Annotated in this window: 22 protein-coding genes; 11 read left to right on the top strand and 11 right to left on the bottom strand. The window is 51.5% G+C overall.

Annotated elements, in window-relative coordinates; translation table 11 throughout:
• Positions 1–76 precede the first annotated feature (76 nt).
• The 3 genes from D6C13_RS02190 to D6C13_RS02175 all read left to right on the top strand — a co-directional run bounded on the left by D6C13_RS02190 (position 77) and on the right by D6C13_RS02175 (position 2,423).
• Positions 77–640, top strand: coding sequence for a hypothetical protein (locus D6C13_RS02190; protein ID WP_120131203.1), 564 nt, complete (start codon positions 77–79; stop codon positions 638–640).
• A 216-nt stretch (positions 641–856) separates the two neighbouring features.
• Positions 857–1,105: an excisionase family protein gene (locus D6C13_RS02180; protein ID WP_104921770.1), complete on the top strand. Its 249-nt coding sequence runs from the start codon at positions 857–859 to the stop codon at positions 1,103–1,105.
• 34 nt (positions 1,106–1,139) lie between these two features.
• Positions 1,140–2,423, top strand: a complete 1,284-nt coding sequence (locus tag D6C13_RS02175; RefSeq protein WP_120131201.1) for a site-specific integrase — start codon at positions 1,140–1,142, stop codon at positions 2,421–2,423.
• 26 nt (positions 2,424–2,449) lie between these two features.
• Here the strand turns inward: D6C13_RS02175 and D6C13_RS02170 are convergent, their stop codons facing one another.
• The 4 genes from D6C13_RS02170 to D6C13_RS02155 all read right to left on the bottom strand — a co-directional run bounded on the left by D6C13_RS02170 (position 2,450) and on the right by D6C13_RS02155 (position 5,262).
• Positions 2,450–2,899: a YcgN family cysteine cluster protein gene (locus D6C13_RS02170; protein WP_120131200.1), complete on the bottom strand. Its 450-nt coding sequence runs from the start codon at positions 2,897–2,899 to the stop codon at positions 2,450–2,452.
• 106 nt (positions 2,900–3,005) lie between these two features.
• Positions 3,006–3,662 carry a fumarylacetoacetate hydrolase family protein gene (locus tag D6C13_RS02165; protein WP_120131199.1) on the bottom strand — a complete coding sequence of 219 codons (657 nt, stop codon included), beginning with the start codon at positions 3,660–3,662 and terminating at the stop codon, positions 3,006–3,008.
• A gap of 26 nt (positions 3,663–3,688) precedes the next feature.
• Positions 3,689–4,867, bottom strand: a complete 1,179-nt coding sequence (locus tag D6C13_RS02160; protein ID WP_120131198.1) for a lytic murein transglycosylase — start codon at positions 4,865–4,867, stop codon at positions 3,689–3,691.
• A gap of 122 nt (positions 4,868–4,989) precedes the next feature.
• A complete protein-coding gene (locus D6C13_RS02155) occupies positions 4,990–5,262 on the bottom strand; it encodes a YcgL domain-containing protein (RefSeq protein ID WP_120131197.1) in 273 nt (90 codons plus the stop codon).
• Positions 5,263–5,398: 136 nt separating this feature from the next.
• Between D6C13_RS02155 and minC the strand changes: the two genes are divergently transcribed.
• Genes minC through minE form a run of 3 tightly spaced genes read left to right on the top strand, consistent with a single transcriptional unit; the run spans position 5,399 to position 7,198 of the window.
• Positions 5,399–6,088, top strand: coding sequence for a septum site-determining protein MinC (gene minC / locus D6C13_RS02150; protein ID WP_120131196.1), 690 nt, complete (start codon positions 5,399–5,401; stop codon positions 6,086–6,088).
• A gap of 24 nt (positions 6,089–6,112) precedes the next feature.
• Complete coding sequence (gene minD / locus D6C13_RS02145) at positions 6,113–6,925, top strand: septum site-determining protein MinD (protein ID WP_120131195.1); 813 nt, start codon at positions 6,113–6,115, stop codon at positions 6,923–6,925.
• Between the two features lie 3 nt (positions 6,926–6,928).
• Complete coding sequence (gene minE, locus D6C13_RS02140) at positions 6,929–7,198, top strand: cell division topological specificity factor MinE (RefSeq protein WP_112290033.1); 270 nt, start codon at positions 6,929–6,931, stop codon at positions 7,196–7,198.
• 379 nt (positions 7,199–7,577) lie between these two features.
• On the opposite strand, the gene rnd is transcribed toward minE, so the two are convergent.
• The 5 genes from rnd to yoaA form a co-directional block, all read right to left on the bottom strand.
• Positions 7,578–8,699, bottom strand: a complete 1,122-nt coding sequence (gene rnd / locus D6C13_RS02135) for a ribonuclease D (RefSeq protein ID WP_120131194.1) — start codon at positions 8,697–8,699, stop codon at positions 7,578–7,580.
• Between the two features lie 97 nt (positions 8,700–8,796).
• The gene (fadD, locus tag D6C13_RS02130; protein WP_120131193.1) at positions 8,797–10,494 is read right to left on the bottom strand and encodes a long-chain-fatty-acid--CoA ligase FadD; all 1,698 of its coding nucleotides are present in this window, start codon (positions 10,492–10,494) and stop codon (positions 8,797–8,799) included.
• A gap of 320 nt (positions 10,495–10,814) precedes the next feature.
• Entirely contained in the window at positions 10,815–11,447 is a 633-nt protein-coding gene (locus D6C13_RS02125) for a Slp family lipoprotein (RefSeq protein ID WP_120131192.1), read from the bottom strand.
• A gap of 72 nt (positions 11,448–11,519) precedes the next feature.
• A complete protein-coding gene (tsaB, locus tag D6C13_RS02120; RefSeq protein ID WP_120131191.1) occupies positions 11,520–12,221 on the bottom strand; it encodes a tRNA (adenosine(37)-N6)-threonylcarbamoyltransferase complex dimerization subunit type 1 TsaB in 702 nt (233 codons plus the stop codon).
• Positions 12,222–12,418: 197 nt separating this feature from the next.
• Positions 12,419–14,332, bottom strand: a complete 1,914-nt coding sequence (yoaA, locus tag D6C13_RS02115) for a DNA repair helicase YoaA (RefSeq protein WP_120131190.1) — start codon at positions 14,330–14,332, stop codon at positions 12,419–12,421.
• 143 nt (positions 14,333–14,475) lie between these two features.
• Here yoaA and D6C13_RS02110 point away from each other — a divergent pair, with 143 nt between their 5' ends.
• Positions 14,476–14,820 (top strand): RidA family protein, encoded by a 345-nt coding sequence (locus D6C13_RS02110; protein WP_119827204.1) that lies wholly within the window; start codon positions 14,476–14,478, stop codon positions 14,818–14,820.
• A gap of 83 nt (positions 14,821–14,903) precedes the next feature.
• Here the strand turns inward: D6C13_RS02110 and D6C13_RS02105 are convergent, their stop codons facing one another.
• Entirely contained in the window at positions 14,904–15,545 is a 642-nt protein-coding gene (locus tag D6C13_RS02105; protein WP_120131189.1) for a bifunctional 4-hydroxy-2-oxoglutarate aldolase/2-dehydro-3-deoxy-phosphogluconate aldolase, read from the bottom strand.
• A 264-nt stretch (positions 15,546–15,809) separates the two neighbouring features.
• Entirely contained in the window at positions 15,810–17,285 is a 1,476-nt protein-coding gene (gene zwf, locus D6C13_RS02095) for a glucose-6-phosphate dehydrogenase (RefSeq protein WP_120131187.1), read from the bottom strand.
• 408 nt (positions 17,286–17,693) lie between these two features.
• On the opposite strand from zwf, the gene D6C13_RS02090 reads away from it, so the two are divergent.
• The 4 genes from D6C13_RS02090 to D6C13_RS02075 all read left to right on the top strand — a co-directional run bounded on the left by D6C13_RS02090 (position 17,694) and on the right by D6C13_RS02075 (position 23,775).
• Complete coding sequence (locus D6C13_RS02090; protein WP_120131277.1) at positions 17,694–18,563, top strand: MurR/RpiR family transcriptional regulator; 870 nt, start codon at positions 17,694–17,696, stop codon at positions 18,561–18,563.
• A gap of 246 nt (positions 18,564–18,809) precedes the next feature.
• A complete protein-coding gene (gene pyk, locus D6C13_RS02085; RefSeq protein WP_120131186.1) occupies positions 18,810–20,252 on the top strand; it encodes a pyruvate kinase in 1,443 nt (480 codons plus the stop codon).
• A gap of 630 nt (positions 20,253–20,882) precedes the next feature.
• Positions 20,883–22,451 (top strand): pyridoxal phosphate-dependent decarboxylase family protein, encoded by a 1,569-nt coding sequence (locus D6C13_RS02080; RefSeq protein WP_120131276.1) that lies wholly within the window; start codon positions 20,883–20,885, stop codon positions 22,449–22,451.
• Positions 22,452–22,470: 19 nt separating this feature from the next.
• Positions 22,471–23,775, top strand: coding sequence for a lysine N(6)-hydroxylase/L-ornithine N(5)-oxygenase family protein (locus D6C13_RS02075; protein ID WP_208642849.1), 1,305 nt, complete (start codon positions 22,471–22,473; stop codon positions 23,773–23,775).
• The last annotated feature ends 4 nt before the right edge of the window (positions 23,776–23,779 follow it).

Here is a 23,779-nt window from a genome sequence, read left to right as displayed (position 1 = left end):
AAAGCAAGTAAACGGCGTCGTCTGCTCTGCGTGGCTGAAAGGCTCAACTATCAGATTCTTTGATTGAGGTAACGAGATGAAATACGAGATTACGAAGGGAAGTGAGAAGGATTTCGAGGGTGTGCCTGAGTGGTGCACCATAGTTTATAACTACGGAAACAGTGATGCCATTAGATTTTGCAACGGCTGGAAGGAAGGCTGCAAATTCTCAGGCACAAAGGAATTTTTAACTCGTCAGTATGATGTTTCTGGTTGTGATTTAGACCGGTACACAATTATCGCCGAGCGACGACCAATCACCGAGCCAGCATGGGATGGTTTTAGCAGTGTCAGAGTTGGCGAAGCTTGTGAAGTTAGACCATATAGTGATGCCACTGAATGGCAGGCAGGAATTGTTAATTACTTGTCAGACCATACAGTTGTCATCGGTCTTTCCAGCATGACTAATGGGAAGGCCGAGCTTGTTGCTCACCCCGCCACGCTAAAGTTTCGCCCTATTCGCTCGCCAGAAGATGTCGCAAGGGATGAGGTTATTGCAAACATCTGCTTTGAGATTGGCGTAAGACCAAACAACACCGTCGTGCAACAAACTTACGACGCCATCGCAGCAGGCAAAATCCCAGGTGTAAAACTGGAGTAGCCCATGACGCCAGAAGAGGCAGACAACGCAGTCAGAAGCATCGCAAAGAAACTCCTCACCGAACTCCGCAGTAAAGACAACCGCCACACTCTCCGTCAGTTGCTCGATAAATACGCCAACCAAGCTAAGCCACTATGCCCATCAGGTCATGAAGCCTGGCTGTGGCTTTGCGTTTGGGTTCATCGGGTGGCTGAGGGTAAATAGCAGAGGTAAGCAATGGATAATGTTATTCACATGAACCCGAGCAAATGGGTCTCGGAAGATTTACTCATGTCCCTCACCGGCATGACCAAACACATGATCCAACACGCAAGACGCAGTTCATGGATGGAAGGTCGTGAGTACCGCCATGTTGCCCCCGACCTCAATCCAAAGCAAAACAGCCCGATCATGTATAACCGCCAAGAAATCGATAATTGGGTTGAACGACAAAGGCCGGCGATCCGCAGGAAGATTTCTGCTTAAATGCCCTCTCCTATCAACATATGAGGAAATGAGGATGGCTGATTATCCTACTGGGGTAGAGAACCACTGCGGATTGCTGCGGGTGTGGTTCATCTACCAGGGGCAAAGGGTTAGGGAAAACCTTGGCGTTCCGGACACGTCGAAGAACCGCCGCATGGCTGGCGAGTTGAGGGAGTCAGTTCGCTACGCTATTAAGACGGGGAACTTCAACTATGCTGCACAGTTCCCTTCGTCAAAGCAGTTGCATAAGTTCGGCGTTGCTCAGTTGAACGTAACGATGGAGCAACTTGCGGAGAAATGGCTGGCTTTGAAAGAAATGGAAATCACACGAAACGGAATTAACAGGTACCGGTCATACATCAAAATCTGCATAGGAATTATTGGGGAAGACAGGCTGATTTCTTCTGTCACTAATGAAATGGTGCTCGGCCTGAGAAGGGAGTTGCTGACTGGCTTTCAGGTGGCTGGAATTCATCAAAAAACCCGACAACTCAAAAAGGGGCGCACAGTCAGAACGGTAAATGTCTACATGTCGTGCTTTGCCGGGATGATGGAGTTTGCGGTGGCAAACGGATACATAGAACGTTCGCCTTTCCTTGGGGTGAGCCCATTAAAGAAAAGCAAATCAGAACCAGATCCGTTAACCCGGGAGGAATATGCGAGGCTTATAGAAGTTGCACCGTCACTTCAGGTAAAGAACATCTGGCGTCTGGCGGTGAATACAGGGATGAGACACGGGGAGATATGTGCGCTGTCATGGGAAGATATTGACCTGAAGGAATGGACGATAACTATTAGCCGAAATATGGCTGTTGTTAATCACTTCACTCCACCTAAGACAGAGAGCGGCAACCGAACTATCAAGTTGACTAACCCTGCGATAGAGGCGCTGAAGGAGCAAATGACTTTAACGAGGATGGGGAAGCAAATAAAGGTAGATGTTCACCTTCGAGAATTTGGCAGAATTCGAAAAGATGATTGCACCTTTGTGTTCTCCCCTCGCCTGTCCGCAAGGAATGGTAAAGGTGGAGACTGGTACTCTCCTGGGGTATTTAGCGGAACGTGGAACTTCGCATTAAAGAAGGCGGGCATTCGTCATCGCAAGGCATACGAAACGCGACACACTTTTGCCTGCTGGGCATTAAGCGCCGGAGCGAATCCGAACTTTGTAGCAAACCAAATGGGTCACACATCTTCACAGATGGTGTACAGCGTTTACGGGAAGTGGATGAGCGAGAATAACAGTAATCAGATGGACATTTTGAACGCAGGATTTACGGGTGATGCCCCGTATATGCCCCGCGCTATATCACAGTGATGAAGTTCTTCAATCACTTCAAGTAGTTACTTCGCCCAGCTTGGCTTATTCATGATGTGATCCTGCCAGTCTTCCACGTCATCTTCGCGCACAGCGATATAACGTACGGAAATCTGCGCCGTATGCATGGCAGATTTGGAGGCTTTATTGAGCAGCGGATGCCACGGCAACAGCGGCTTGCCCTCACCTATCAGCCGGTATGCGCAGGTAGGCGGCAACCAGTCGAAGGTGGTCAGATTTTCGCGCGTCAGTTTGATGCAGTCTTCTTCCAGCGTGAAACGACGTTCGTAGTTACGGCACTGACAAGATTTAATATTGAGCTGGTTACACGCGACGTTGGTGAAGTAAATCTCGTCCGTGTCTTCATCAATCAGCTTATGCAGGCAGCATTGCCCGCAGCCGTCGCACAATGCTTCCCATTCTTGGTCAGTCATTTCAGACAGCGTTTTTTGCTGCCAAAAAGCGGGTTCAGTCATGATGTGCATCCGGTATAAATAAAATGAGGGTGCTTATATAGACGCTTTGGCCTGCAGATGCAAGTAAAGCCGCCGGAAAGCTGCACCGGCGGCATCTTGCATTGCGTTAAATTACGCGGGTGGCGACCTGCTTACCATTCAGTGTAGCTAAGATTTCATCCCCGGCGTGGAGCGGGCCAACGCCGTGCGGAGTCCCGGTCAGGATGATGTCACCGGTGCGCAGTGTGAAGAAACGGCTCATATAGGCTATCAGCGGCAAAAGCGGCGTCAGCATGTCACGGGTATTGCCTGACTGACGCGTCTGCCCGTTGATCTCCAGTAGCAATTCGGCCTGCTGTGCATCGCCAAACTCACTGACCGGAATAAACCCGCTAACAGGACATGAGCCGTCAAATCCTTTGGCTTTTTCCCAGGGTTGTCCCGACTCTTTAAGCTGAGTCTGTAAATCCCGCAGCGTGAGATCCAGTGCCAGCCCGTAACCGGCGATGGCATTAGCCACGCGATCTTCCGTTGCCTGCTTAAGCGGAGTGCCAATCAGTACCGCCAGTTCGACTTCATGATGCACAGCGCCGAAATCCTTCGGGATCGCGACAGGCTGGCGAATATCGCAGAGCGCCGTTTCCGGTTTAATGAACACCACCGGTTCGGCCGATCGTTTGCCGCCCATCTCTTTGATGTGGTCTGCGTAGTTATTGCCGACACACACCACCTTGTTCACAGGGAAATCGAGTAATGCGCCGTGCCAGTCTCTGTGTTGGTACATACAGCCACTCCTTGATGTGAGGAATATCAGCCGCTAAAAGGATTATGCGGTGCCGGCGCTAACGGTGCAGAAGGTGCCGGTGTGGTCTGAGCCGGTGCCGCAGAGCCGGAAACCACCGGTGTCTGTGCGCCCGTCACACCATCCGCCATCATGCCGATACTCAGAGCGAAATACGTTGAGCGGTTCCAGTGCATGATCGTACGGAAATTATCGTAAACCAGGAACGCGCGCCCTTGCGTGTCATCCGGTGTGATAATCCACGCGCGGGTGGCTGTCGATGTCAGCGGAGTGCCGTCGACCTGTGTTACGCCAAGTTGCTGCCAGTAACGGGCAGGATGCATCTGGTTATTTTTAAGCCCTGCCAGATTGCCGTTAAAGTTAGCTGGCAGTTTCACTTCCTGACCCCAACCCTGATCGCCCTTCCAGCCTTCTTTGGATAAATAGTTGGCCGTTGAGGCAAACACATCATCCGTATTTTTCCAGATATCGATTTTGCCGTCGCTGTTACCGTCTGCGCCGTAAGTCAGATACGAGCTTGGCATAAACTGCGATTGTCCCATCGCACCAGCCCATGAGCCTTTCATCATGTCACTGCTGGCTTTGCCTGAATCAACAATTTTAAGTGCCGACATAAATTCTTTGGTGAAGAAGGCTTCACGGCGCCCTTCAAAGGCCAGCGTTGCCAGTGCAGAGAACACATCCTCTTTACCCTGAATTTTGCCGAAGCTGCTTTCCATCGCCCACAGCGCCACGATGTACTGCGGCTGTACGCCATAACGGTCGCTGGCTTTTGTCAGCGCAGGCAGGTTGTTTTGCAACTGCTCCTGCCCCTGTTTAATCTTCCATTCGGGCAGTACGCGGGTCAGATAATCGTCGAGGGTAATTTTCTTCTCTAACTGATTGCGGTCTGAATTGATCACGCGGTCGACGAAATGGATATTCGTGAAGGTGCTGTCGATGGTCTGCTGGCTGATGTCCTGAGCGAGCGCCTGCGCTTTTAGTTGTTCGACATAAGCCGGGAATTCAGCGGGATCCCGCCCCTGCTCTGCCAGAGACGTTTTGCCTGAAGGCGCTGCCGGTGCGGCGGCGGCAGGCTGTGTTGCCGGAGTGGATGGCGCGGTGGTTTGCCCTGATGTAGCTTTCTGTGATGCACAACCGCTGAGGATGATCAGCGGTGTTAACACGGCCAGTGCCGACAATTTCATCAATTTCTTCCTTTTGACTTCTGCAAGTGATTCATCATTCTAAGCTTTGAGCACTACAACGATGAATGCAAGTCATGACGTCCGAAAGTTCGAGGAATGCCGAAACAAATGTCAGAAATGCGTTATTTGCTGGTGTCGCTCAGATGGATATTCAATAAGCTTTCTACCGGCGGTGGAACCTGGAGATAATAACCCTGCTCTTCGAGAGACTGACGCACTTTCGCAATATCGGCCGCAGCCAGTTTTTCACGGTTCGCCAGATTTAGCATCATTGCGAACTGAGGCACGCCAAAACCTTTCAGTAATTCTTCAGGTACACGGGAAAAATCGTCTTTTTTTTCGACATACAGATAAGTCTGGTCGCGTTTAGTACTTCTATAGATCACACAAAGCATTTTTTTAACTCTATTTTATTGAAACGGTGGCTTGCCTAGATATAACTGTAACTATAACATGCTTATCGTACATCGGAATATCGCCCCCCGAGTGGTATTCCGGGGATTTAGAGTTGCTGAGACTGAGTCAGGATAGATGTCACAATCGCCAATAGAACTAAAAGGCAGCAGTTTTACCTTATCGGTTGTTCATTTACATAGTTCACAACCAGAGGTTATTTATCAGGCATTACAGGAAAAAGTGGAGCAAGCTCCGGCCTTTTTGAAAAATGCCCCTGTTGTTATCAACGTTGCTTCACTCACAGGTGCAGCAAACTGGAAAGACATTCAACAGGCTGTCGCTTCTGCAGGCTTTCGCGTTGTTGGCATCAGTGGTTGTAAAGACGAAGCGCAAAAACGCGCACTTTCCCGCACCGGTTTGCCGCTGCTGAGTGAAGGTCGTGCCCAGCGTATCGCTGCTGAACCACCGGTTCCTGTCGTGCCCGACAATGCCCCGGCCAAGACCCGCATTGTCAGTACCCCGGTCAGATCCGGCCAACAGATTTATGCCCGTAACAGCGACCTCATCGTGACCAATAGTGTCAGCGCAGGTGCGGAACTGATTGCCGATGGCAATATCCACATCTACGGCATGATGCGAGGCAGAGCACTGGCTGGCGCCGCAGGCGATGCAAATTGTCAGATTTTTTGCACGCAATTGGGCGCTGAACTAGTCTCTATCGCAGGGCAATACTGGTTGAGTGATCAAATCCCGACCGATTATCTCGGTCAGGCAGCGCGCCTCAGCCTGATAAATAATGTGTTAACCATACAACCTTTAAACTAAGCCCTTTTGACAAGGAATCCATTCATGGCACGCATCATAGTTGTTACATCGGGTAAAGGGGGCGTTGGCAAGACCACTTCAAGCGCGGCCATTGCTACCGGTTTAGCTCAAAAAGGCAAAAAGACTGTTGTTATCGATTTCGATATCGGTCTGCGTAATCTCGATTTGATTATGGGCTGTGAGCGCCGGGTGGTTTATGATTTCGTGAACGTGATCCAGGGTGATGCCACGCTGAATCAGGCGCTTATCAAAGATAAACGCACTGATAACCTGTTTATTCTTCCGGCCTCACAGACGCGCGATAAAGATGCGCTGACCCGTGAAGGCGTGGAAAAAATCCTGAACGATTTAGGCGAGATGGAATTCGACTTCGTGGTGTGTGACTCCCCGGCTGGTATTGAAACCGGTGCGCTGATGGCGTTGTACTTCGCCGATGAAGCCGTGATCACCACCAACCCTGAAGTCTCGTCCGTTCGAGATTCAGACCGTATTCTGGGTATTTTGTCTTCAAAATCCCGTCGTGCGGAGCAAGGCCAGGAGCCTATCAAAGAACATCTGCTTCTTACCCGTTACAACCCGGGCCGTGTCAGTCGTGGCGACATGCTGAGCATGGAAGATGTGCTGGAAATCCTGCGCATTCCTTTGATCGGGGTTATCCCTGAAGATCAGTCTGTACTGCGTGCGTCCAACCAGGGCGAACCGGTCATTCTGGATCAGGAATCCGATGCAGGGAAAGCGTATGACGATACCGTCAGCCGTCTGCTTGGGGAAGAACGTGCATTCCGTTTTATTGAGGAAGAGAAGAAGAGTTTCCTGAAACGCCTTTTTGGGGGATAAACCATGGCATTGTTAGATTTCTTTCTGTCCCGCAAAAAATCGACAGCCAATATAGCCAAGGAACGGCTACAGATCATCGTAGCCGAACGGCGTCGTGGGGATAGTGAACCTTCGTATCTGCCTGAACTGAAACGCGATATTCTCGCGGTCATCTGTAAGTACATTAAGATTGACCCTGAAATGTTGCAGGTTCAGTTCGAGCAAAAAGGTGACGATATTTCCGTACTGGAACTTAACGTCACCCTGCCAGAGTCGGAAGAAGCGCCTAAATGACAGCAGTCCGTTTAGCCTGTTTGCAGGTGTTTTTTTCAGCATAGCGCCCTCTGTTTCCTCAGGGGGCCACTGCTTTTTTCATATCCCTTTCTCTTATTCTTTTATTTCCCTCAAATAACCACTGTATATAAACCCACTAAGCAGATTCATTTTTCTTCTGTTTTGGCGTTATTCCTGAAAGTTTTGATTAAGACTCATCTCATTCATGCTGGAAATTAATCTCCCTACACTGATTTAATTCGGCATGTTTTATGACAACGCGTTATCGGCAAACATCTTTTCGGCTATTGTTTTCCGTTAAGAATAAAAAAAGAGCGGGACATTTGCCCACTCTTTTTTATTCACACGATGAATTCATTTATCCTTCTTAACGAAGGAATCAATAATTGCTCAGAATTTCATTGAGCCTTTCAGCTAATAATTTCCCACGCCAGCCACTGATTAATTCTGGCGGTGATTCTTTATCTTTTAACTTCCAGTGATGTGTCAGCAACTGGTTAATCTGGCGACGTGATGCCAGTAATTCAACACTGAGTTTGCTCTCTTCACTCACCGTTTGGATCAGGGCTTTGATGTCTTTGAAGACTTTGCGATAACCGGACTGGTCGATAAGGTTCAAAATCGGTGCCGGAAGGTCGGATTCATCCAGCGCATTGGATTCTTCCACCAGCGTCAGCAACGTACGACCGTGATAGCGAATTTCAGGACCACTCAGGCCCAGCGCTTCCAGCTCGCCCAGCGAGGTTGGCTGATAGCGGGCGACCTGCCAGAGGTTTTCCTCACGAACCACAAAGTTCACGGCCAGGTCACGCTGACGTGCCTGATTAAGTCGCCATGCGGCTAACAGTTTGAGGCAACCTAACTGACGCGGACGCAGCTGGAACGCATTACTGATTTCCAGATAGGCCAGCTCAGGTTGCAGGACTTCGCTGCGACGGCGACAGAGTGCCAGACATTCGTCCAGCGCCGCGTCCATCCACCCTGCTTCTTCGGTTTCACGCATCAGCTGATCGGCCAGTGGCAACAGATACCACACGTCAGCCGCCGCATACACGCATTGCTTTTCACTCAGCGGGCGGGCAATCCAGTCAGTGCGTGATTCACTTTTATCCAGCTCAACGCCGGTTGTTTCCGCCACCAGACGCGCAAAACCACATGAAAGCGGACGCCCGCTGAACGCCGCGAGGATTTGCGTATCGATCAGAGGGGTTGGCATCACACCAAAAGCATTGAGGAAAACTTCGAGATCTTCGCTGCCTGCATGGAGGAACTTGATGACATCAGGATTAACCAGCAAATCAATGAAAGGCTGCCAGGCGGTGATCGGTAAAGGATCGATAAGCGTGAGCTGTTCGCCGTCAAAAAGCTGAATCAGGCCCAGTTGCGGGTAATAAGTGCGGGTGCGAACAAATTCGGTATCCAGCGCAATTTTGCTGTGCGCTTTGGCCTGAAGGCAAACCTGCTCCAGTGCATCATTGGTGGTGATCAACTGATAATTCAAATCTTAATTCTCTTAATCATTACTGCGTTATAACGTGACAACGCCGGACATCGCCGGCGTTAAGAATCTGACTCTCACTGAACAAACGCGTTACCCGCTATGCTGCATCCTGCTTCGGATCGGCCTTGGGTTTTGCCTGCTCATCGCGAAGTTCCCGTCTGAGGATTTTACCGACATTTGACTTCGGTAACTCATCACGGAACTCGACAATCTTCGGTACTTTGTAACCGGTTAATAACCGGCGACAGTGCGCCAGGAGTTCTTCGCTGGTCAGTGAAGGGTCTTTTTTCACCACGCAAATTTTGACAATTTCACCCGACGACTCATTCGGCACACCAATGGCGGCAACTTCGAGCACTTTGTCGTGTTGTGAAACTACCTCTTCAATTTCGTTAGGGTAAACATTGAAACCGGAAACCAGAATCATGTCTTTTTTACGGTCAACAATCCGTAAGAAGCCCTGCTCGTCCACTGTAACGATATCGCCCGTCGATAACCAGCCATCTTTTAGCACCTCATCGGTTGCCGAAGGCCGCTGCCAGTATCCCAGCATGACCTGAGGGCCACGCACCCACAACTCCCCCGGCAGCCCCGGTGCGACGTCGTGGCCGTTGTCATCCACCAGACGGACTTCTGTCGACGGCACAGGAAGACCAATACTGCCGCTGTAATGTTTCAAATCGTACGGATTGCCTGCCACCAGCGGTGAGCACTCCGTCAGACCATAACCTTCCAGCAGATGTTTACCGGTCAGTTTTTCCCATTTATCCGCCACAGACTTTTGCACCGACATCCCGCCGCCAACTGAAAGACGCAGCGTGGAGAAATCCAGCTCGCGGAAATCTTCGTTATTGAGCAGCGCATTAAACAGAGTATTTACGCCGCTGATGGCGGTAAACGGATATTTACTCAGCTCTTTGACCATGCCGGATACGTCGCGCGGATTGGTGATAAGCAGGCTCTTGCCGCCCAGATCGAGGAACAGCAGACAATTCACGGTCAGGGCAAAAATATGATAAAGCGGAAGTGCCGTCACCACCAGTTCATGGCCTGGCCGCAGCAGCGGTGCATACGCCGCCTTCGCCTGTTCGAGATTCGCCTGCATGTTTCTGTGTGTCAGCATCGCGCCCTTCGCCACGCCTGTCGTTCCGCCGGTATATTGCAGAAAGGCCAGATCGTCATTGATGATATCGGGTTTGATATATTGCAGACGACGTCCGCGCTGTAAGGCGGTACGGAAGGAAATCGCGTTCGGCAGATGATATTTCGGCACCAGCCGTTTGACATATTTCACCACAAAGTTGACCAGGGTGCCTTTGGCGGCAGAAAGCTGATCACCCATGCGGGTCAGGATGACGTGTTTGACCTGCGTTTTGAACACCACTTTTTCCAGCGTATGGGCAAAGTTGGAGACAATCACAATCGCACTGGCGCCACTGTCGTTCAGCTGATGCTCCAGCTCACGCGGCGTATACAGCGGGTTAACGTTAACCACCACCATCCCTGCGCGCAATACGCCAAACAGTGCAATCGGGTATTGCAGCAAATTCGGCATCATCAGCGCAACACGGTCGCCCTTTTGCAGACCCAGCTCATTTTGCAGATACGCGGCGAAAGCCCGGCTGCGTTCTTCGAGCTTGCGGTAGGTCATCGCCTCGCCCATGTTGATAAATGCCACACTGTCGGCATAACGCAGTGCGGAATTTTCAAACATTTCGACCAGCGAACTGTAGCGGTCAGGATCGATGTTCTCTGGAACATCTGCCGGATATCGTTTTAGCCAAACCTTTTCCAAGGTATCACTCCTGAAATCATGTTCTGTTGCCGTCTCTATTCGACGAGTTTTATCACGCCTTTAACAATATTTTAACTCAGCTTACCAGTTGCGTTTCAAACAATGTCGAGGTTGAGAGGCGGGTCACTTTTTCTGCGCCCTTAGATTGCCAAACCATCCCTGGCCAACTTTCTTAACCATAATTAAAAAGGCGGCAATTAAGCCGCCTTAAAAACTGCCTTTAATGCTTAGGTGGCGGCGGCACAGGTTGTGCCGTAGCCGGTTTCACTGCCGCCGGAGGTGGGCCTGCGTGAGGAGGATGTCCACCGTGTGGCGGAGGTCTATTCGGTGACGACGCTCTCGACCCCTGCGGGTGTCGTGTCATACCAACCGGGCCCCCAGCCGGGTCCAAACCCGCGCCCCCATGGATCATAAGGGCCGCCGTAGCCGTAACCCCACGGGCCGAATGGCTGCGGAGGCATCACAACCTGTTGCTGTATCCGCCAGCGTTTATAGCTGTTGACGTTTACCGTGACAAAGTCATAGGAAGTCTGGCCAATTTTGCCTTTCTCCACACCGGTAATCGGCCCGACGACGGTGACCAGCTGATTACGATAATCAACAGGATCCACAAAGCCGTTAATGTAGGCCATGATGCGCCCGCGCGAGGCCGCGCCCAAGACCGGTCTTGCGCCTTCATCCAGCGGTACCGTGGCAATTTCGAGGCGGGTTTTGTTTTGCAGATTGGTCACAGAGACCACTTTGCCGCCAAAACGTGACTCCTGCCCGACATAAAGACTCGGTGCGCCCTGCACTGCCTGTAAATTCATCTGCGGGGTGGCCGTGGTTCCGCGAATTTCATCCGGCACCGTGACACAACCCGATAACACCAGAGCACTAAGTGCAACCGCACTTAGCGCCATTTTCTTACCCGTTTTACCTGATAACTGCTGAATTACAGACCACGTACGCATTGAGATGACTCCTGTGCAAACTCTTCATTTTGACCACTTTTCAGAGTACAAGTTGCCTGACTTTACCGTCATTTACCGTCCCGGCAGCTTTTTCCACGTCACTTCGTTGCGCAGATAAGTGGGTTCCGCATCTTCAGGATTAACACGGACGCCATTTTCCCAGAGCCGGAGCGCCAGCGGCAGCATATCTTCAGCATGGGGCAGTAACATTTCGCCATCAAATAATTCAGCGAGCGGAGATTCACCTAACAGATGAGGATAGGTCACCCAGCCGGTGCCCACTGTAGCAAACCGGCCAGATAATTCAGGGGCGCGCGCCAATAGCTGTTCCGGCTTGATGACTTTCTCGGTCTCTTCACCGCTCCAGACGCCCTGCGCATTGCGGCTAAATTCACCCCAGTACACTTCGCCCATGCGCGCATCAATGGCCGCGAGCACATTATCTGCACCGGTCAGGCGATACGCGCCCTGCGCCATGGTCTGCAACGTAGACACCGGCAGCAAAGGCAGTTCCGCACCCAGAGAGAGTCCCTGAGCCATACCAATGCCGATGCGCACACCGGTAAAACTGCCCGGACCGCGGCCAAAAGCCAGCGCGTCGAGCTGAGCCAGGGAAAGTCCTGCTTCGGCGAGAATTTGCTGAACCATCGGCAAAATACGCTGCGTATGCTCGCGGGCACAGAGTTCAAAATGAGCGAGCGTTTCGCCCTGATTATAAAGCGCAACCGAACAGGCTTCTGTCGCCGTATCAATTGCTAAAATTCGCGTGGACATGCCAGACCTCAGGCGGGGAAATTAATAAGTTACACTCTAAATACTTCGAGTTGCAGGAAGGCGACAAGCTCGTGAATCCCCGGGAACTTAGATAACTAAGTGACCGGGGTTAGTGAGCGCAGTCAACGCATCTGCAACTTGAAATATGACGGGTATAAGAGCCTTTTTCGGGGCGGCATCTTAGCATAAACAAAGGGCTATTTCTGCTCTTCAGCGTTCTGTAAAAAGCGGATCGCTTGTGCCAGATCACGCGTGCGCGGTGTCGGCGGCAAACTGTTGAGGAAAACTTCGCCATAAGGGCGCATCACCAGCCGGTTGTCGCAAATCACCATCACACCGCGGTCAGAGGTATCACGGATTAAACGCCCGACCCCCTGTTTCAGGGTAATGACCGCATCCGGTAATTGTACGTCATTGAACGGATCGCCGCCGCGCAGGCGACAATCCTCAATACGGGCTTTCAGCAGCGGATCGTCAGGAGAAGTGAACGGCAGTTTGTCGATAATGACGCAGGACAACGCATCACCCCGCACATCTACGCCTTCCCAGAAACTGCTGGTCGCTACCAGCAACGCATTACCGGCTTCGACAAACTGCGCCAGAAGCTGGCCCTTGCTGGTTTCGCCCTGCAATAAAACCGGCAGCGTCAGACTGGCCCTGAATTCTTCGGCCAGTTCGCGCATCATTTTATGTGACGTACACAGGAAGAAACAGCGGCCTTTGTTGGCTTCGATCAGCGGACGCAACATGCGCGCCAGCTGTTTAGAACTGCCGTTCACATTTGACTCTGGCAGAAAACGCGGCACGCATAGCAGCGCCTGTTTGGCGTAATCGAACGGACTCGGCAGCAATAATGTTTCGGCCTCATCCAGCCCGAGGCGTTCGGTAAAATGATGCAGCTGATCGTTCACCGAAAGCGTGGCGGAAGTGAAAATCCACGCGCCCGGTTTCTCTTTCATCATCTCGCTGAATTTGTCGGTCACTGACAACGGCGTCAGCGCCAGCACGAAATGACGCGAGTTACATTCATACCAGTAACTGTAGCCGGGGATAGAGACATCTTTCAGGCGTTTCAGACGGTTACGGTAAAGCGTGGCACGTTCGAACGCGGCATCCAGCAGCGCGGAGCGGCCGAGGGAAAGTTTGACCACGTCGTAACAAAGTTCCAGGGCATCATCGAGCAGTAACAGTGCGCGCTGGATGGCAGGCTGGTTAAGCACATCGCGCAGATTGCCACGAAAACCCGGCTCACCGAGCGCAAGACGAAAATCCATCGTGCTCTGACTCAGGCGGTCGGCGCTTTTCTGTAGCTGCACGGAATCGCGTACTTCGGTGCGATAGGCAATCGTGATGTCTTTCGCCATATCGAGCAACTGACGGCTGGTGACCTGCTGGCCGAAATACTGGCTGGCGATATCGGGGATCTGATGGGCTTCGTCGAAAATCATGACGTCAGCCTCAGGGATCAGCTCACCGAAACCGCTCTCTTTCACCACCATGTCCGCCATAAACAGGTGATGGTTCACCACCACCACGTCAGCGTCCATCGCCTTGCGGCGGGCTTTCACAACGAAGCATTCTTTATACAGCGGACAGTCACTGCCGAGGCAGTTATCGTTAGTGCTGGTCACCAGCGGCCAGACAAAGCTGTCTTCCGGCACCACGTTACAGGTGCTGATATCGCCCTCTTCCGTGCTGCTCGACCAGTGACGCAGATGCGCCAGTTCGCTGAGTGCCTGACTGGCGAGATCGCCGCCGGAGAGCGATTGCTGCTCCAGTCGTTCCAGACACAGATAGTTTGAGCGCCCTTTCAGCAGCGCCAGACGGCCTTTGAAATTCAGCGCGCTGGCTACTTTGGGCAAATCGCGGGAATAGAGCTGATCCTGTAAGTTTTTCGAACCGGTCGAGATAATGACTTTTTTGCCGGAGCGCAGTGCCGGAGCAAGATACGCATAGGTTTTACCGGTACCTGTCCCGGCTTCCACCACCAGCCCTTGCTTACCGCTGATGGCTTTGCTGACAGCCTGCGCCATCAGACGCTGAGGTTCGCGGGGTTTAAAACCTTCAATTTTCTGCGCCAGTGCGCCGTCTGTTGCGAAATCGTCTGTCACTCTGTCTCTCTACCTGTACGGATCAGCAGTGATTATGCCAATCCCTTGGCTTCACTACCACCGTCATCTGCCAATCCAACGTATTCATGCTTTGTGATACCCTTAGCGCCATCATAAGTATGTGACTAACCGGAGTTAAAAAAATGACCATCGAACGTATCCGCCCTGAGCCACGGATGTCCGACATCGTTATCCATAACGACACCATTTATTACACCGCCGTACCGGAAAATCTGGAGGCTAACGCGAAAGATCAGACGGCAGAAACGCTGGCGATTATCGATGCAGCACTGACTGAAGCGGGCTCAGACAAAAGCAAAATTCTCGATGCCACGCTGTTTCTGGTCAACAAAGAAGACTTCCCGGCCATGAACGAAGCCTGGGATGCGTGGGTTTCTCCGGGCAATGCACCGGTGCGTTGTACCGTGCAGGCCAACCTGATGAACCCGAAATACAAAATTGAAATCAAGATTATCGCCGCGCGTTAATCGCTGAATTTCAGACATAAAAAAACCTCCCTCGGGAGGTTTTTACATTTTATTGCTTCAGAATCAACGTTACTGTAGCAAAATCAAAGTTTCGCGCCTGCAACGGCTTCTTTCGCCAGTTCAGTGATCCGCGCGTAGTCACCGCTTTCCAGTGCGTCGGCTGGCACCAGCCAGGATCCACCGATACACAGCACGCTTTTCAGCGCCAGATAGTCACGGTAGTTCTTCGGTGAAATCCCGCCGGTTGGGCAGAAACGCACCTGAGGGAATGGCCCAGCAATCGCCTGCAACGCTTTCACGCCACCGTTGGCTTCTGCCGGGAAGAATTTAAATTCACGCAGACCGGCATCCAGACCCATCATCAGTTCTGAAACGGTACAGATACCTGGGATCAGTGGAATCGAACCCGCGTTCGCCGCTTTAAGCAGCGCATCGGTCAGGCCAGGGCTAATCGCAAACTGGGCACCGGCTTCAGTCACTTCGGCCAGTTGTTCAGGATTAAGCACGGTACCGGCACCAATAATGGCTTCAGGAACTTCTTTGGCAATCGCGCGGATCGCATCCATCGCACACGGGGTACGCAAAGTGACTTCCAGCACACGCACGCCGCCAGCAACCAGTGCTTTCGCCAGCGGAACCGCGTGTTCCAGTTTATTGATAACAATCACAGGAACAACCGGCCCTGAGGTCAGAATTTGTTCCGCGCTTGTTTTCCAGTTTTTCATCTTGTTCTCCATTCATGCCCGCAGGCACCGTTGTGATTGATGGCGCGCCCCTGCCACAGGGACCAGCAGAAACCTTCTCTGCCAGTAACCGACCACACCCGATTGGACGATACTACCCTCCCCGTCATGCTTGGAGCCGCAGCGGCGTTGGCTGTGCTTGCTCACCCGAATCACTGACTCATCTCAGCTCATCGGGACTCTCTCACTTGCCGCCTTGCTGCAACTCCAACTATTTGGGGGAGTCATTACTCAATAAATTATCAGTTACTCGAACTCGTTCCAGGAACGGCCGTCGCGGGTGATCATCGCCACAGAAGCCACAGGACCCCATGTGCCTGACTGATATGGTTTTGGTGCTTCGCTTTCCGCAGCCCATGCGTTCATGATGGAGTCGACCCATTTCCAGGCTTCTTCCACTTCATCACGGCGGACAAACAGCGCCTGGATCCCACGCATGGTTTCCAGCAGCAGACGCTCATAAGCATCGGCGATATGCTGTTCATTAAAGGTTTCAGTGAAGCTCAGATCCAGCTTGGTCGTTTGCAGACGGTGCTTGTGTTCCAGACCCGGTACTTTGTTCAGCACTTCGATCTCGATACCTTCGTCCGGTTGCAGACGAATGGTCAGTTTGTTCTGAGGCAACTGCTGGTAAGAATCCCGGAACAGGTTCAGCGCCGGGCTTTTGAAATACACCACAACTTCTGAACATTTGGTCGGCAGACGTTTACCGGTACGCAGGTAGAACGGTACGCCTGCCCACTGCCAGTTATCGATATCCACGCGAATAGACACGAAGGTTTCAGTGCTGCTGGTTTTCTTCGCGCCTTCTTCTTCCAGATAACCGGGGACTTTTTTGCCCTGTACGAAGCCGGCGGTGTACTGACCGCGCACGGTGTTTTCACGTACGTTAGACTGATCGATACGACGCAGGGAGCGCAGCACTTTCACTTTTTCATCACGGATACGGTCGGTGCTCAGATCAGCCGGAGGAGACATGGCGATCATGGTCAGAATTTGCAGCAAGTGGTTCTGGATCATGTCACGCATCTGACCCGCATCATCGAAGTAACCCCAGCGGCCTTCGATGCCCACCTCTTCAGCAACGGTGATCTGCACGTGATCGATAGTGCGGTTATCCCAGTTGCTGGCAAACAGGTTGTTGGCGAAACGCAGCGCCAGCAGGTTCAGTACCGTTTCTTTACCCAGATAATGGTCGATACGGTAAACCTGAGATTCTGCGAAGTATTCGGCAACCTGATCGTTGATAACCTGAGAGGATTCCAGCGAGTGGCCGAGAGGTTTTTCCATCACCACGCGTGCAGGCTCTTTGTTCAGCCCTGCTTCGCCCAGACCGCGGCAGATAGCCCCGAAGTGGCTTGGCGCAATCGCAAAGTAGTTAATGGTAGCGCGATTTTTCTGGTCGAGCATCTTGCCCAACACTTTGAAATGCTTCAGATCATTGACATCAAGGTTACAGAAATCAAGACGGGCACTGAGCTTGTCCCACAGATCCGGATCAATTTTTTCCTTCATGAAGGTGGTCAGTGCTTCTTTAACCACTTCGGTATAGGCCGCTTTGTCCCATTCCGCACGTCCGACCCCGATGATACGGGTATCCGGGTGAATGTGACCCGCTTTCTCTAACTGATACAGGGAAGGCAACAGCTTACGGCGCGCAAGATCGCCTTTCGCACCGAAAATTACCAGATCACAAGCCTGGGCTGTCTGAGTTACCGCCATGTTCTTCTCCTCAATGCAGGAATACCTGACATATTTCTGGTTGCTCCGCGTGAGCCGCAACTCGAATTATCCCGGGTACATATTGTAATTTTATTTCAGCAACAATGTACTCTGATTGCCCGTGAGCCGTAAACCATGATCTGACAAGGTAATAACTCTGTGGAAAACCTTATTTTTATCATAAGTCTCTCAGGTGCTGTTAGAACTCACAACATTCTGTAATTTTATGACAAAACTGAACAGAATTTACCATACTGAAAGTTAGATCTCGGTCAAACTCTGACAAAAAAAGCCGTAATTTCGCCTGGCTGACGCTGCCAACGGCATTAAGCGCGTAGTATATTTTCATCAAATCAGTCCGATTTCCTCTTTTCAAAGAAATCGTTGAAACCTATGAGTGGCATGCTTATGAATACGTTGGAAAAAATCCAGACTCACCTTGACATTCTGAGCAAGTCAGAACGCAAAGTTGCTGAAGTTATCCTGGCATCCCCGCATGTTGCTATTCACTCCAGTATTGCCACCCTCGCCCGCATGGCCGACGTCAGTGAACCTACTGTAAACCGTTTTTGCCGTCGTCTCGACACAAAAGGGTTTCCAGATTTTAAACTGCATCTGGCACAAAGTCTGGCAAATGGTACGCCATATGTGAACCGTAACGTGGATGAAAGCGACAGCGTCAGCGCTTACACCAGTAAAATTTTCGAGTCCGCCATGGCCAGCCTCGACCAGGTGAAGAATACCCTGGATATCGCCGCCATCAATCGCGCCGTCGATTTACTCACTCAGGCCAAGAAAATTTCCTTCTTTGGGCTGGGCGCGTCCGCCGCGGTTGCCCATGATGCCATGAATAAATTTTTCCGCTTTAACATTCCCGTGGTTTACTTCGACGATATCGTCATGCAGCGTATGAGCTGCATGAATTCCAGCGAAGGCGACGTGGTGGTACTGATTTCACACACCGGACGCACCAAAAATCTGGTCGAACTCGCCCAACTCGCCCGTGAGAACGATGCCACGGTGATCGCGATTACTTCTTTTAATACACCTCTGGCCCATGAAGCGACGCTGGCGTTGTTACTGGATGTTCCGGAAGACACCGACGTTTACATGCCGATGGTCTCGCGGATTGCCCAGCTCACGTTGATTGACGTGCTGGCAACCGGTTTTACTCTTCGCCGTGGTGCAAAATTCAGAGATAACCTGAAGCGGGTCAAAGAAGCGTTGAAAGAATCGCGCTTTGATAAAGGGATGATCGTTCCTAACCTGCTTGAATGAGTTGGTTCAACAAGCGAATCTTTAAATCATTCTTGAAGCAAATATGTGCAAGGGTATTGATTTAACAGACAGTGATTTAATAGGGAGTCTGGCTGGAAATCTTCGCGCAACGTGCGCAAGATGAAAGTCAGACATGAGGCCGGCGGGTCACACAGGTGAAACCCCTTTGTATTACAATTACACCTCCAGGAAAGTGGATCCGTTGTTTTTTGCATTACCATATTTCATCAGTTAACGGAGTAAGGCATGTCCAGAAGGCTCAGAAGAACGAAGATCGTTACCACCCTCGGTCCGGCAACTGACCGCGACAATAATCTTGAGAAGATCATTGCAGCGGGTGCAAACGTTGTACGTATGAATTTCTCTCACGGAACTGCTGAAGATCACATCCTTCGCGCCAACAAAGTGCGTGAAATCGCCGCCCGTCTTGGCCGCCATGTCGCCATTCTCGGTGACCTGCAAGGCCCTAAAATCCGCGTTTCTACCTTTAAGGAAGGCAAAGTCTTCCTCAATATCGGCGACAAATTCCTGCTCGATGCCAACATGAGCAAGGGTGAAGGCGATAAAGAAAAAGTCGGTATCGACTATAAAGGTCTGCCTGCTGACGTGGTGCCGGGCGACATTCTGTTGCTCGATGACGGTCGCGTGCAGCTCAAAGTGCTCGAAGTTCAGGGCATGAAAGTGTTTACCGAAGTCACCGTTGGCGGCCCGCTGTCTAACAACAAAGGCATCAACAAGCTGGGCGGCGGTCTTTCTGCTGAAGCCCTGACTGAAAAAGATAAAGCAGACATTATTACTGCGGCCAAAATGGACGTAGATTATCTGGCAGTTTCATTCCCACGCACCGGCGAAGACCTTAACTATGCCCGCCGTCTGGCCCGCGATGCAGGCTGTAACGCGCAGATCGTGTCCAAAGTTGAACGCGCCGAAGCCGTTGCCTCCGACGCCGCAATGGACGACATCATTCTGGCTTCCGACGTAGTGATGGTTGCCCGTGGTGATCTGGGTGTGGAAATTGGTGACCCTGAACTGGTCGGTATCCAGAAGAAACTTATCCGCCGTGCACGTCAGCTGAACCGTGCGGTCATCACCGCCACTCAGATGATGGAATCGATGATCACTAACCCGATGCCAACCCGCGCCGAAGTGATGGACGTGGCGAACGCCGTGCTCGACGGCACCGATGCGGTGATGCTTTCTGCTGAAACCGCTGCGGGCCAGTATCCGTCAGAAACTGTCGCAGCGATGGCGCGTGTTTGCCTGGGCGCAGAGAAAATCCCAAGCATTAACGTCTCCAAGCACCGTCTGGACGTGGAATTCGATAACACCGAAGAAGCGATTGCCATGTCCGCAATGTATGCGGCAAACCACCTGAAAGGGGTGACGGCAATCATTTCCATGACGGAATCGGGGCGTACCGCGCTGATGTTGTCCCGTATCAGTTCGGGCCTGCCGATTTTTGCCATGTCCCGTCACGAACACACCCTGAACCTGACAGCCATTTACCGTGGCGTCACGCCGGTCTTCTTCGACAGCGTGAACGACGGCGTAGCGGCAGCACAGGACGCGGTCAATCTGCTGCGTGATAAAGGTTATCTGCTGTCAGGGGATCTGGTGATTATCACTCAGGGCGACGTCATGAGCACCATCGGCACCACCAATACCAGCCGTATTCTGCGTGTTGAATAAACCGAACATGTCATAAAACATGCATTAATGGCCGATCATTACGATCGGCCTTTTTATTTCCTCTTCTTTATAATTTTAACCTGAAACATCATGGTTATTTACCCGCCTTGATTTGATCATTATTTTTCCATCCGGATGAAATAATTTCCTGCCCTGTTATGCCAAATATTTTATAAAAAGAAAATAGACCCGTTTTAAGTGTGTATTAATATAACTTTTTCTATTCTTCAAGCAGGAAATTCACCCCTTTAAATGAATAACAAATACAGAATGATCCCATATTAATAACGACCCTTAAGACGGCATCACCCTAAAAATGTGATTCGCGTCACATAAAATAAGCTTATTTGTCACTAAGGCTTAAATGTTCAATGTCTTAGTTGAATGATAATGATTTGCATTTATAATGATTCCCAACCGTTAAAACCTTGTATAAGTCCGCACCAAGGAAATCAAACAAGATATAACCCTTATTATTTGTGATAGAGAAACAGATAAAACCACATACCTGACAGGCGTGGCTTTTAGCCTTGCCTGCTAATACACACGTTCACTGAAATCTCCTGACTTTTACCGGGTGGCCTCCCCTCGCCCGCAGTAAAGAGAATGGAAAACCAGAAAGGGTCCATGATGAGCCAGATAAATAATTGGGAATTAATGCAGGAAAGCGCTGATGACCTCACGAACATTCAGGCAATAATAAGCGTAAATAACGCGTATGTTTTTAATCAGAACAGCACGCCGGAATGGCAGGCGCAGATTGAGCAAGGGATTGAATTAATTAAATCCCACATTAACCACACGGAAAAACCTTTTTCGGGGGTTTCTCCTGCTGAATTAGCCGAACAATTTCGTCACATCGACCTGACTAAACCTTTAGCCGGAACGCGGCTGGCGCTGGAAGAACTGGATGATTTATATCTGCAACACGCAGTCTATTTCCACCATCCGAAATACCTCGCGCATCTGAACTGTCCTACCGTGGTTCCGTCGCAGCTGGCGGAGCTTTTTATCAGCGCCATTAATTCTTCCGTAGATACCTGGGATCAGAGCGCAGGCGGCACATTAATCGAGCAGAAGGTTATCGACTGGACACTGGCCCGTATCGGTTTTGGCGCACAGTCTGACGGCATATTCACCAGCGGCGGCACGCAGTCCAACCTGATGGCCATGCTGCTGGCACGCGACAGTCACTGCAAACGCACCCGTCCACAGCACAGCATCAAATATCAGGGTCTGCCGCCGGAAGCCAACCGCTGGCGTATCTTCAGTTCTCAGGTCAGTCATTTCAGCATTCAGAAATCCGCCGCCCTGCTCGGCCTGGGTTATGACGCCGTAGTACCGGTCGCCTGCGACAGCGCATTCCGAATGGACATCAGCGCCCTGAAAGCCGAAATCGCGCGTTGCCATGTTGAGGGGCTGATCCCAATCGCCGTGGTGGCCACCGCAGGCACCACCGATTTTGGCAGTATCGACCCGCTCAATGAAATCGCTGAACTCTGCCGTAAAGAAAAAATCTGGATGCACGCCGATGCCGCTTACGGCTGTGGCCTGCTGGTGTCGCCTCAGCATCGTCAGCGCATCGAAGGCATTCATCTGGCCGATTCTGTCACCGTGGATTATCACAAATCCTTCTTCCAGCCGGTCAGTTGCAGCGCGTTCCTGGTTAATGATCACAGCCACCTGGAGCACGTTACTCACCACGCAGAATACCTGAATCCGCTGAGTGCAAAACTCGAAGGTACGCCGAATCTGGTCAACAAAAGCATTCAGACCACCAAACGTTTCGATGCCCTGAAAATGTGGCTGACGTTGCGCATTATGGGTCAGCAGGCGCTGGGTGAATCCTTTGATGTGCTGCTGGAGCGCGCCACCGAAACCCATCAGATGATGGAACAAAATCCGAATATCGAAGTGCTGCATAAGCCCGAACTGAGCACGCTGGTGTTCCGTTTCGTGCCGCGTATGTCTATGAGCCACGACCAGATTGACGTGATCAATGCCGGGATCCGTAAAGCGATTTTCCGCGACGGCAGCGCCGTAATTGCAGGCACTAAAGTGCATGACCGCCAGTACCTGAAATTCACCTTACTGAACCCGACCACCACCACGGAAGACGTCGCCGATGTGCTCGGTCTGATCACGCACTACGGCAAAGAGCTGACGGCCACTGCGCTGAGCACCGCGAAAAACCGGTAAAAGGAGCCGCACCATGAATATGAATTCAACTGAACAAACCTATGATTTTATTGCCGTAGGCATCGGCCCGTTCAACCTCGGTCTGGCCTGTCTGACCGAACCGGTGAAAGAACTGAACGGCCTGTTTTTAGATCAGAATGACAGCTTCGACTGGCACACCGGCATGATGCTGGAAAGTGCGCATTTGCAGACGCCGTTTATGGCCGATCTGGTGACACTCGCCGATCCGACCAGCCCTTACAGTTTCCTGAATTACCTGAAATTGCAGGGGAAACTCTATTCATTCTACATTCGTGAAGATTTCTTCATGATGCGCAAAGAGTTCAACCAGTATTGCCAGTGGGCGTGCAGCCAGCTGACCAGCCTGCAATTTTCCACGCGTGTGGAACTGGTGACCTGGGACGCCGCGCAGGATTGTTATCTGGTTCAGACGCATTCGACCAAAAGCAATGAGAAACAGCTTTACCGCACCAGACGTCTGGTGCTGGGCACCGGCCCGTCACCGTGGATGCCTGCCTGCGCGCGTGAGGCGGGCAACAACGTGCATCATTCTTCGGCGTATCTGCCCAACAAAGAACAGGTACAGAATTCCAACTCCATCACCGTTGTTGGCAGCGGTCAGAGCGCAGCGGAAATTTACTATGACCTGCTCTGTGACATCGACAGGCACGATTATCATCTGACGTGGGTGACCCGCGCACCCCGTTTCTATCCGCTCGAATACAGCAAACTGACGCTGGAAATGACCTCGCCGGAATACATCGACTATTTCCATGACCTGCCGATGGCCAAACGCGATCAGCTCAACCGTGAACAGAAGTGCCTGTACAAAGGCATTAACATTAGTCTGATCAACGACATCTATGACCTGATGTACATCAAACGCCTCGACGGGCCACTGAATGTCGATTTGTACACCCATTCGGAACTGACGGCGCTGACCCGCAACCGTAATGGCGAACTGGAGATGAGCCTGCTGCACCACGAACAGCAACAGGAATACCGGCACCGGACGGGATCCGTGATCCTCGCCACCGGCTACGGCTATCAGCCGCCGCAGTTTGTCGAGGGTATTTACAGCCGTATTCAGTGGGACGACGCCGGTCGTTATGCCGTCAACCGCAATTACAGTATCGATGATCATAACCAGATCTTCGTGCAAAACGCCGAGCTGCATACCCACGGTTTCGTCACACCGGATCTGGGAATGGCGTGCTACCGCAACAGCACGATTATCCGCGAAATGCTGGGGCGCGAAATTTATCCGGTTGAGAAATCTATCGCCTTCCAGACCTTCTGCACCCGCAGCCTTGCCGGAAATTAACGGA

This window comes from Rahnella woolbedingensis (genome assembly GCF_003602095.1).
GTDB classification, from domain to species: domain Bacteria; phylum Pseudomonadota; class Gammaproteobacteria; order Enterobacterales; family Enterobacteriaceae; genus Rahnella; species Rahnella woolbedingensis.
The sequence above is the reverse complement of the archived record's forward strand: the minus strand, read 5'-3'. Positions and strand labels throughout refer to the sequence as shown.

Coding starts and splice junctions, on each gene's coding strand:
- D6C13_RS02190 (WP_120131203.1), top strand. CDS start 77: ATGAAATACGAGATTACGAAGGGAAGTGAGAAGGATTTCGAGGGTGTG.
- D6C13_RS02180 (WP_104921770.1), top strand. CDS start 857: ATGGATAATGTTATTCACATGAACCCGAGCAAATGGGTCTCGGAAGAT.
- D6C13_RS02175 (WP_120131201.1), top strand. CDS start 1,140: ATGGCTGATTATCCTACTGGGGTAGAGAACCACTGCGGATTGCTGCGG.
- D6C13_RS02170 (WP_120131200.1), bottom strand. CDS start 2,899: ATGACTGAACCCGCTTTTTGGCAGCAAAAAACGCTGTCTGAAATGACT.
- D6C13_RS02165 (WP_120131199.1), bottom strand. CDS start 3,662: ATGTACCAACACAGAGACTGGCACGGCGCATTACTCGATTTCCCTGTG.
- D6C13_RS02160 (WP_120131198.1), bottom strand. CDS start 4,867: ATGAAATTGTCGGCACTGGCCGTGTTAACACCGCTGATCATCCTCAGC.
- D6C13_RS02155 (WP_120131197.1), bottom strand. CDS start 5,262: ATGCTTTGTGTGATCTATAGAAGTACTAAACGCGACCAGACTTATCTG.
- minC (WP_120131196.1), top strand. CDS start 5,399: ATGTCACAATCGCCAATAGAACTAAAAGGCAGCAGTTTTACCTTATCG.
- minD (WP_120131195.1), top strand. CDS start 6,113: ATGGCACGCATCATAGTTGTTACATCGGGTAAAGGGGGCGTTGGCAAG.
- minE (WP_112290033.1), top strand. CDS start 6,929: ATGGCATTGTTAGATTTCTTTCTGTCCCGCAAAAAATCGACAGCCAAT.
- D6C13_RS02125 (WP_120131192.1), bottom strand. CDS start 11,447: ATGCGTACGTGGTCTGTAATTCAGCAGTTATCAGGTAAAACGGGTAAG.
- tsaB (WP_120131191.1), bottom strand. CDS start 12,221: ATGTCCACGCGAATTTTAGCAATTGATACGGCGACAGAAGCCTGTTCG.
- D6C13_RS02110 (WP_119827204.1), top strand. CDS start 14,476: ATGACCATCGAACGTATCCGCCCTGAGCCACGGATGTCCGACATCGTT.
- D6C13_RS02105 (WP_120131189.1), bottom strand. CDS start 15,545: ATGAAAAACTGGAAAACAAGCGCGGAACAAATTCTGACCTCAGGGCCG.
- zwf (WP_120131187.1), bottom strand. CDS start 17,285: ATGGCGGTAACTCAGACAGCCCAGGCTTGTGATCTGGTAATTTTCGGT.
- D6C13_RS02090 (WP_120131277.1), top strand. CDS start 17,694: ATGAATACGTTGGAAAAAATCCAGACTCACCTTGACATTCTGAGCAAG.
- pyk (WP_120131186.1), top strand. CDS start 18,810: ATGTCCAGAAGGCTCAGAAGAACGAAGATCGTTACCACCCTCGGTCCG.
- D6C13_RS02080 (WP_120131276.1), top strand. CDS start 20,883: ATGAGCCAGATAAATAATTGGGAATTAATGCAGGAAAGCGCTGATGAC.
- D6C13_RS02075 (WP_208642849.1), top strand. CDS start 22,471: ATGAATTCAACTGAACAAACCTATGATTTTATTGCCGTAGGCATCGGC.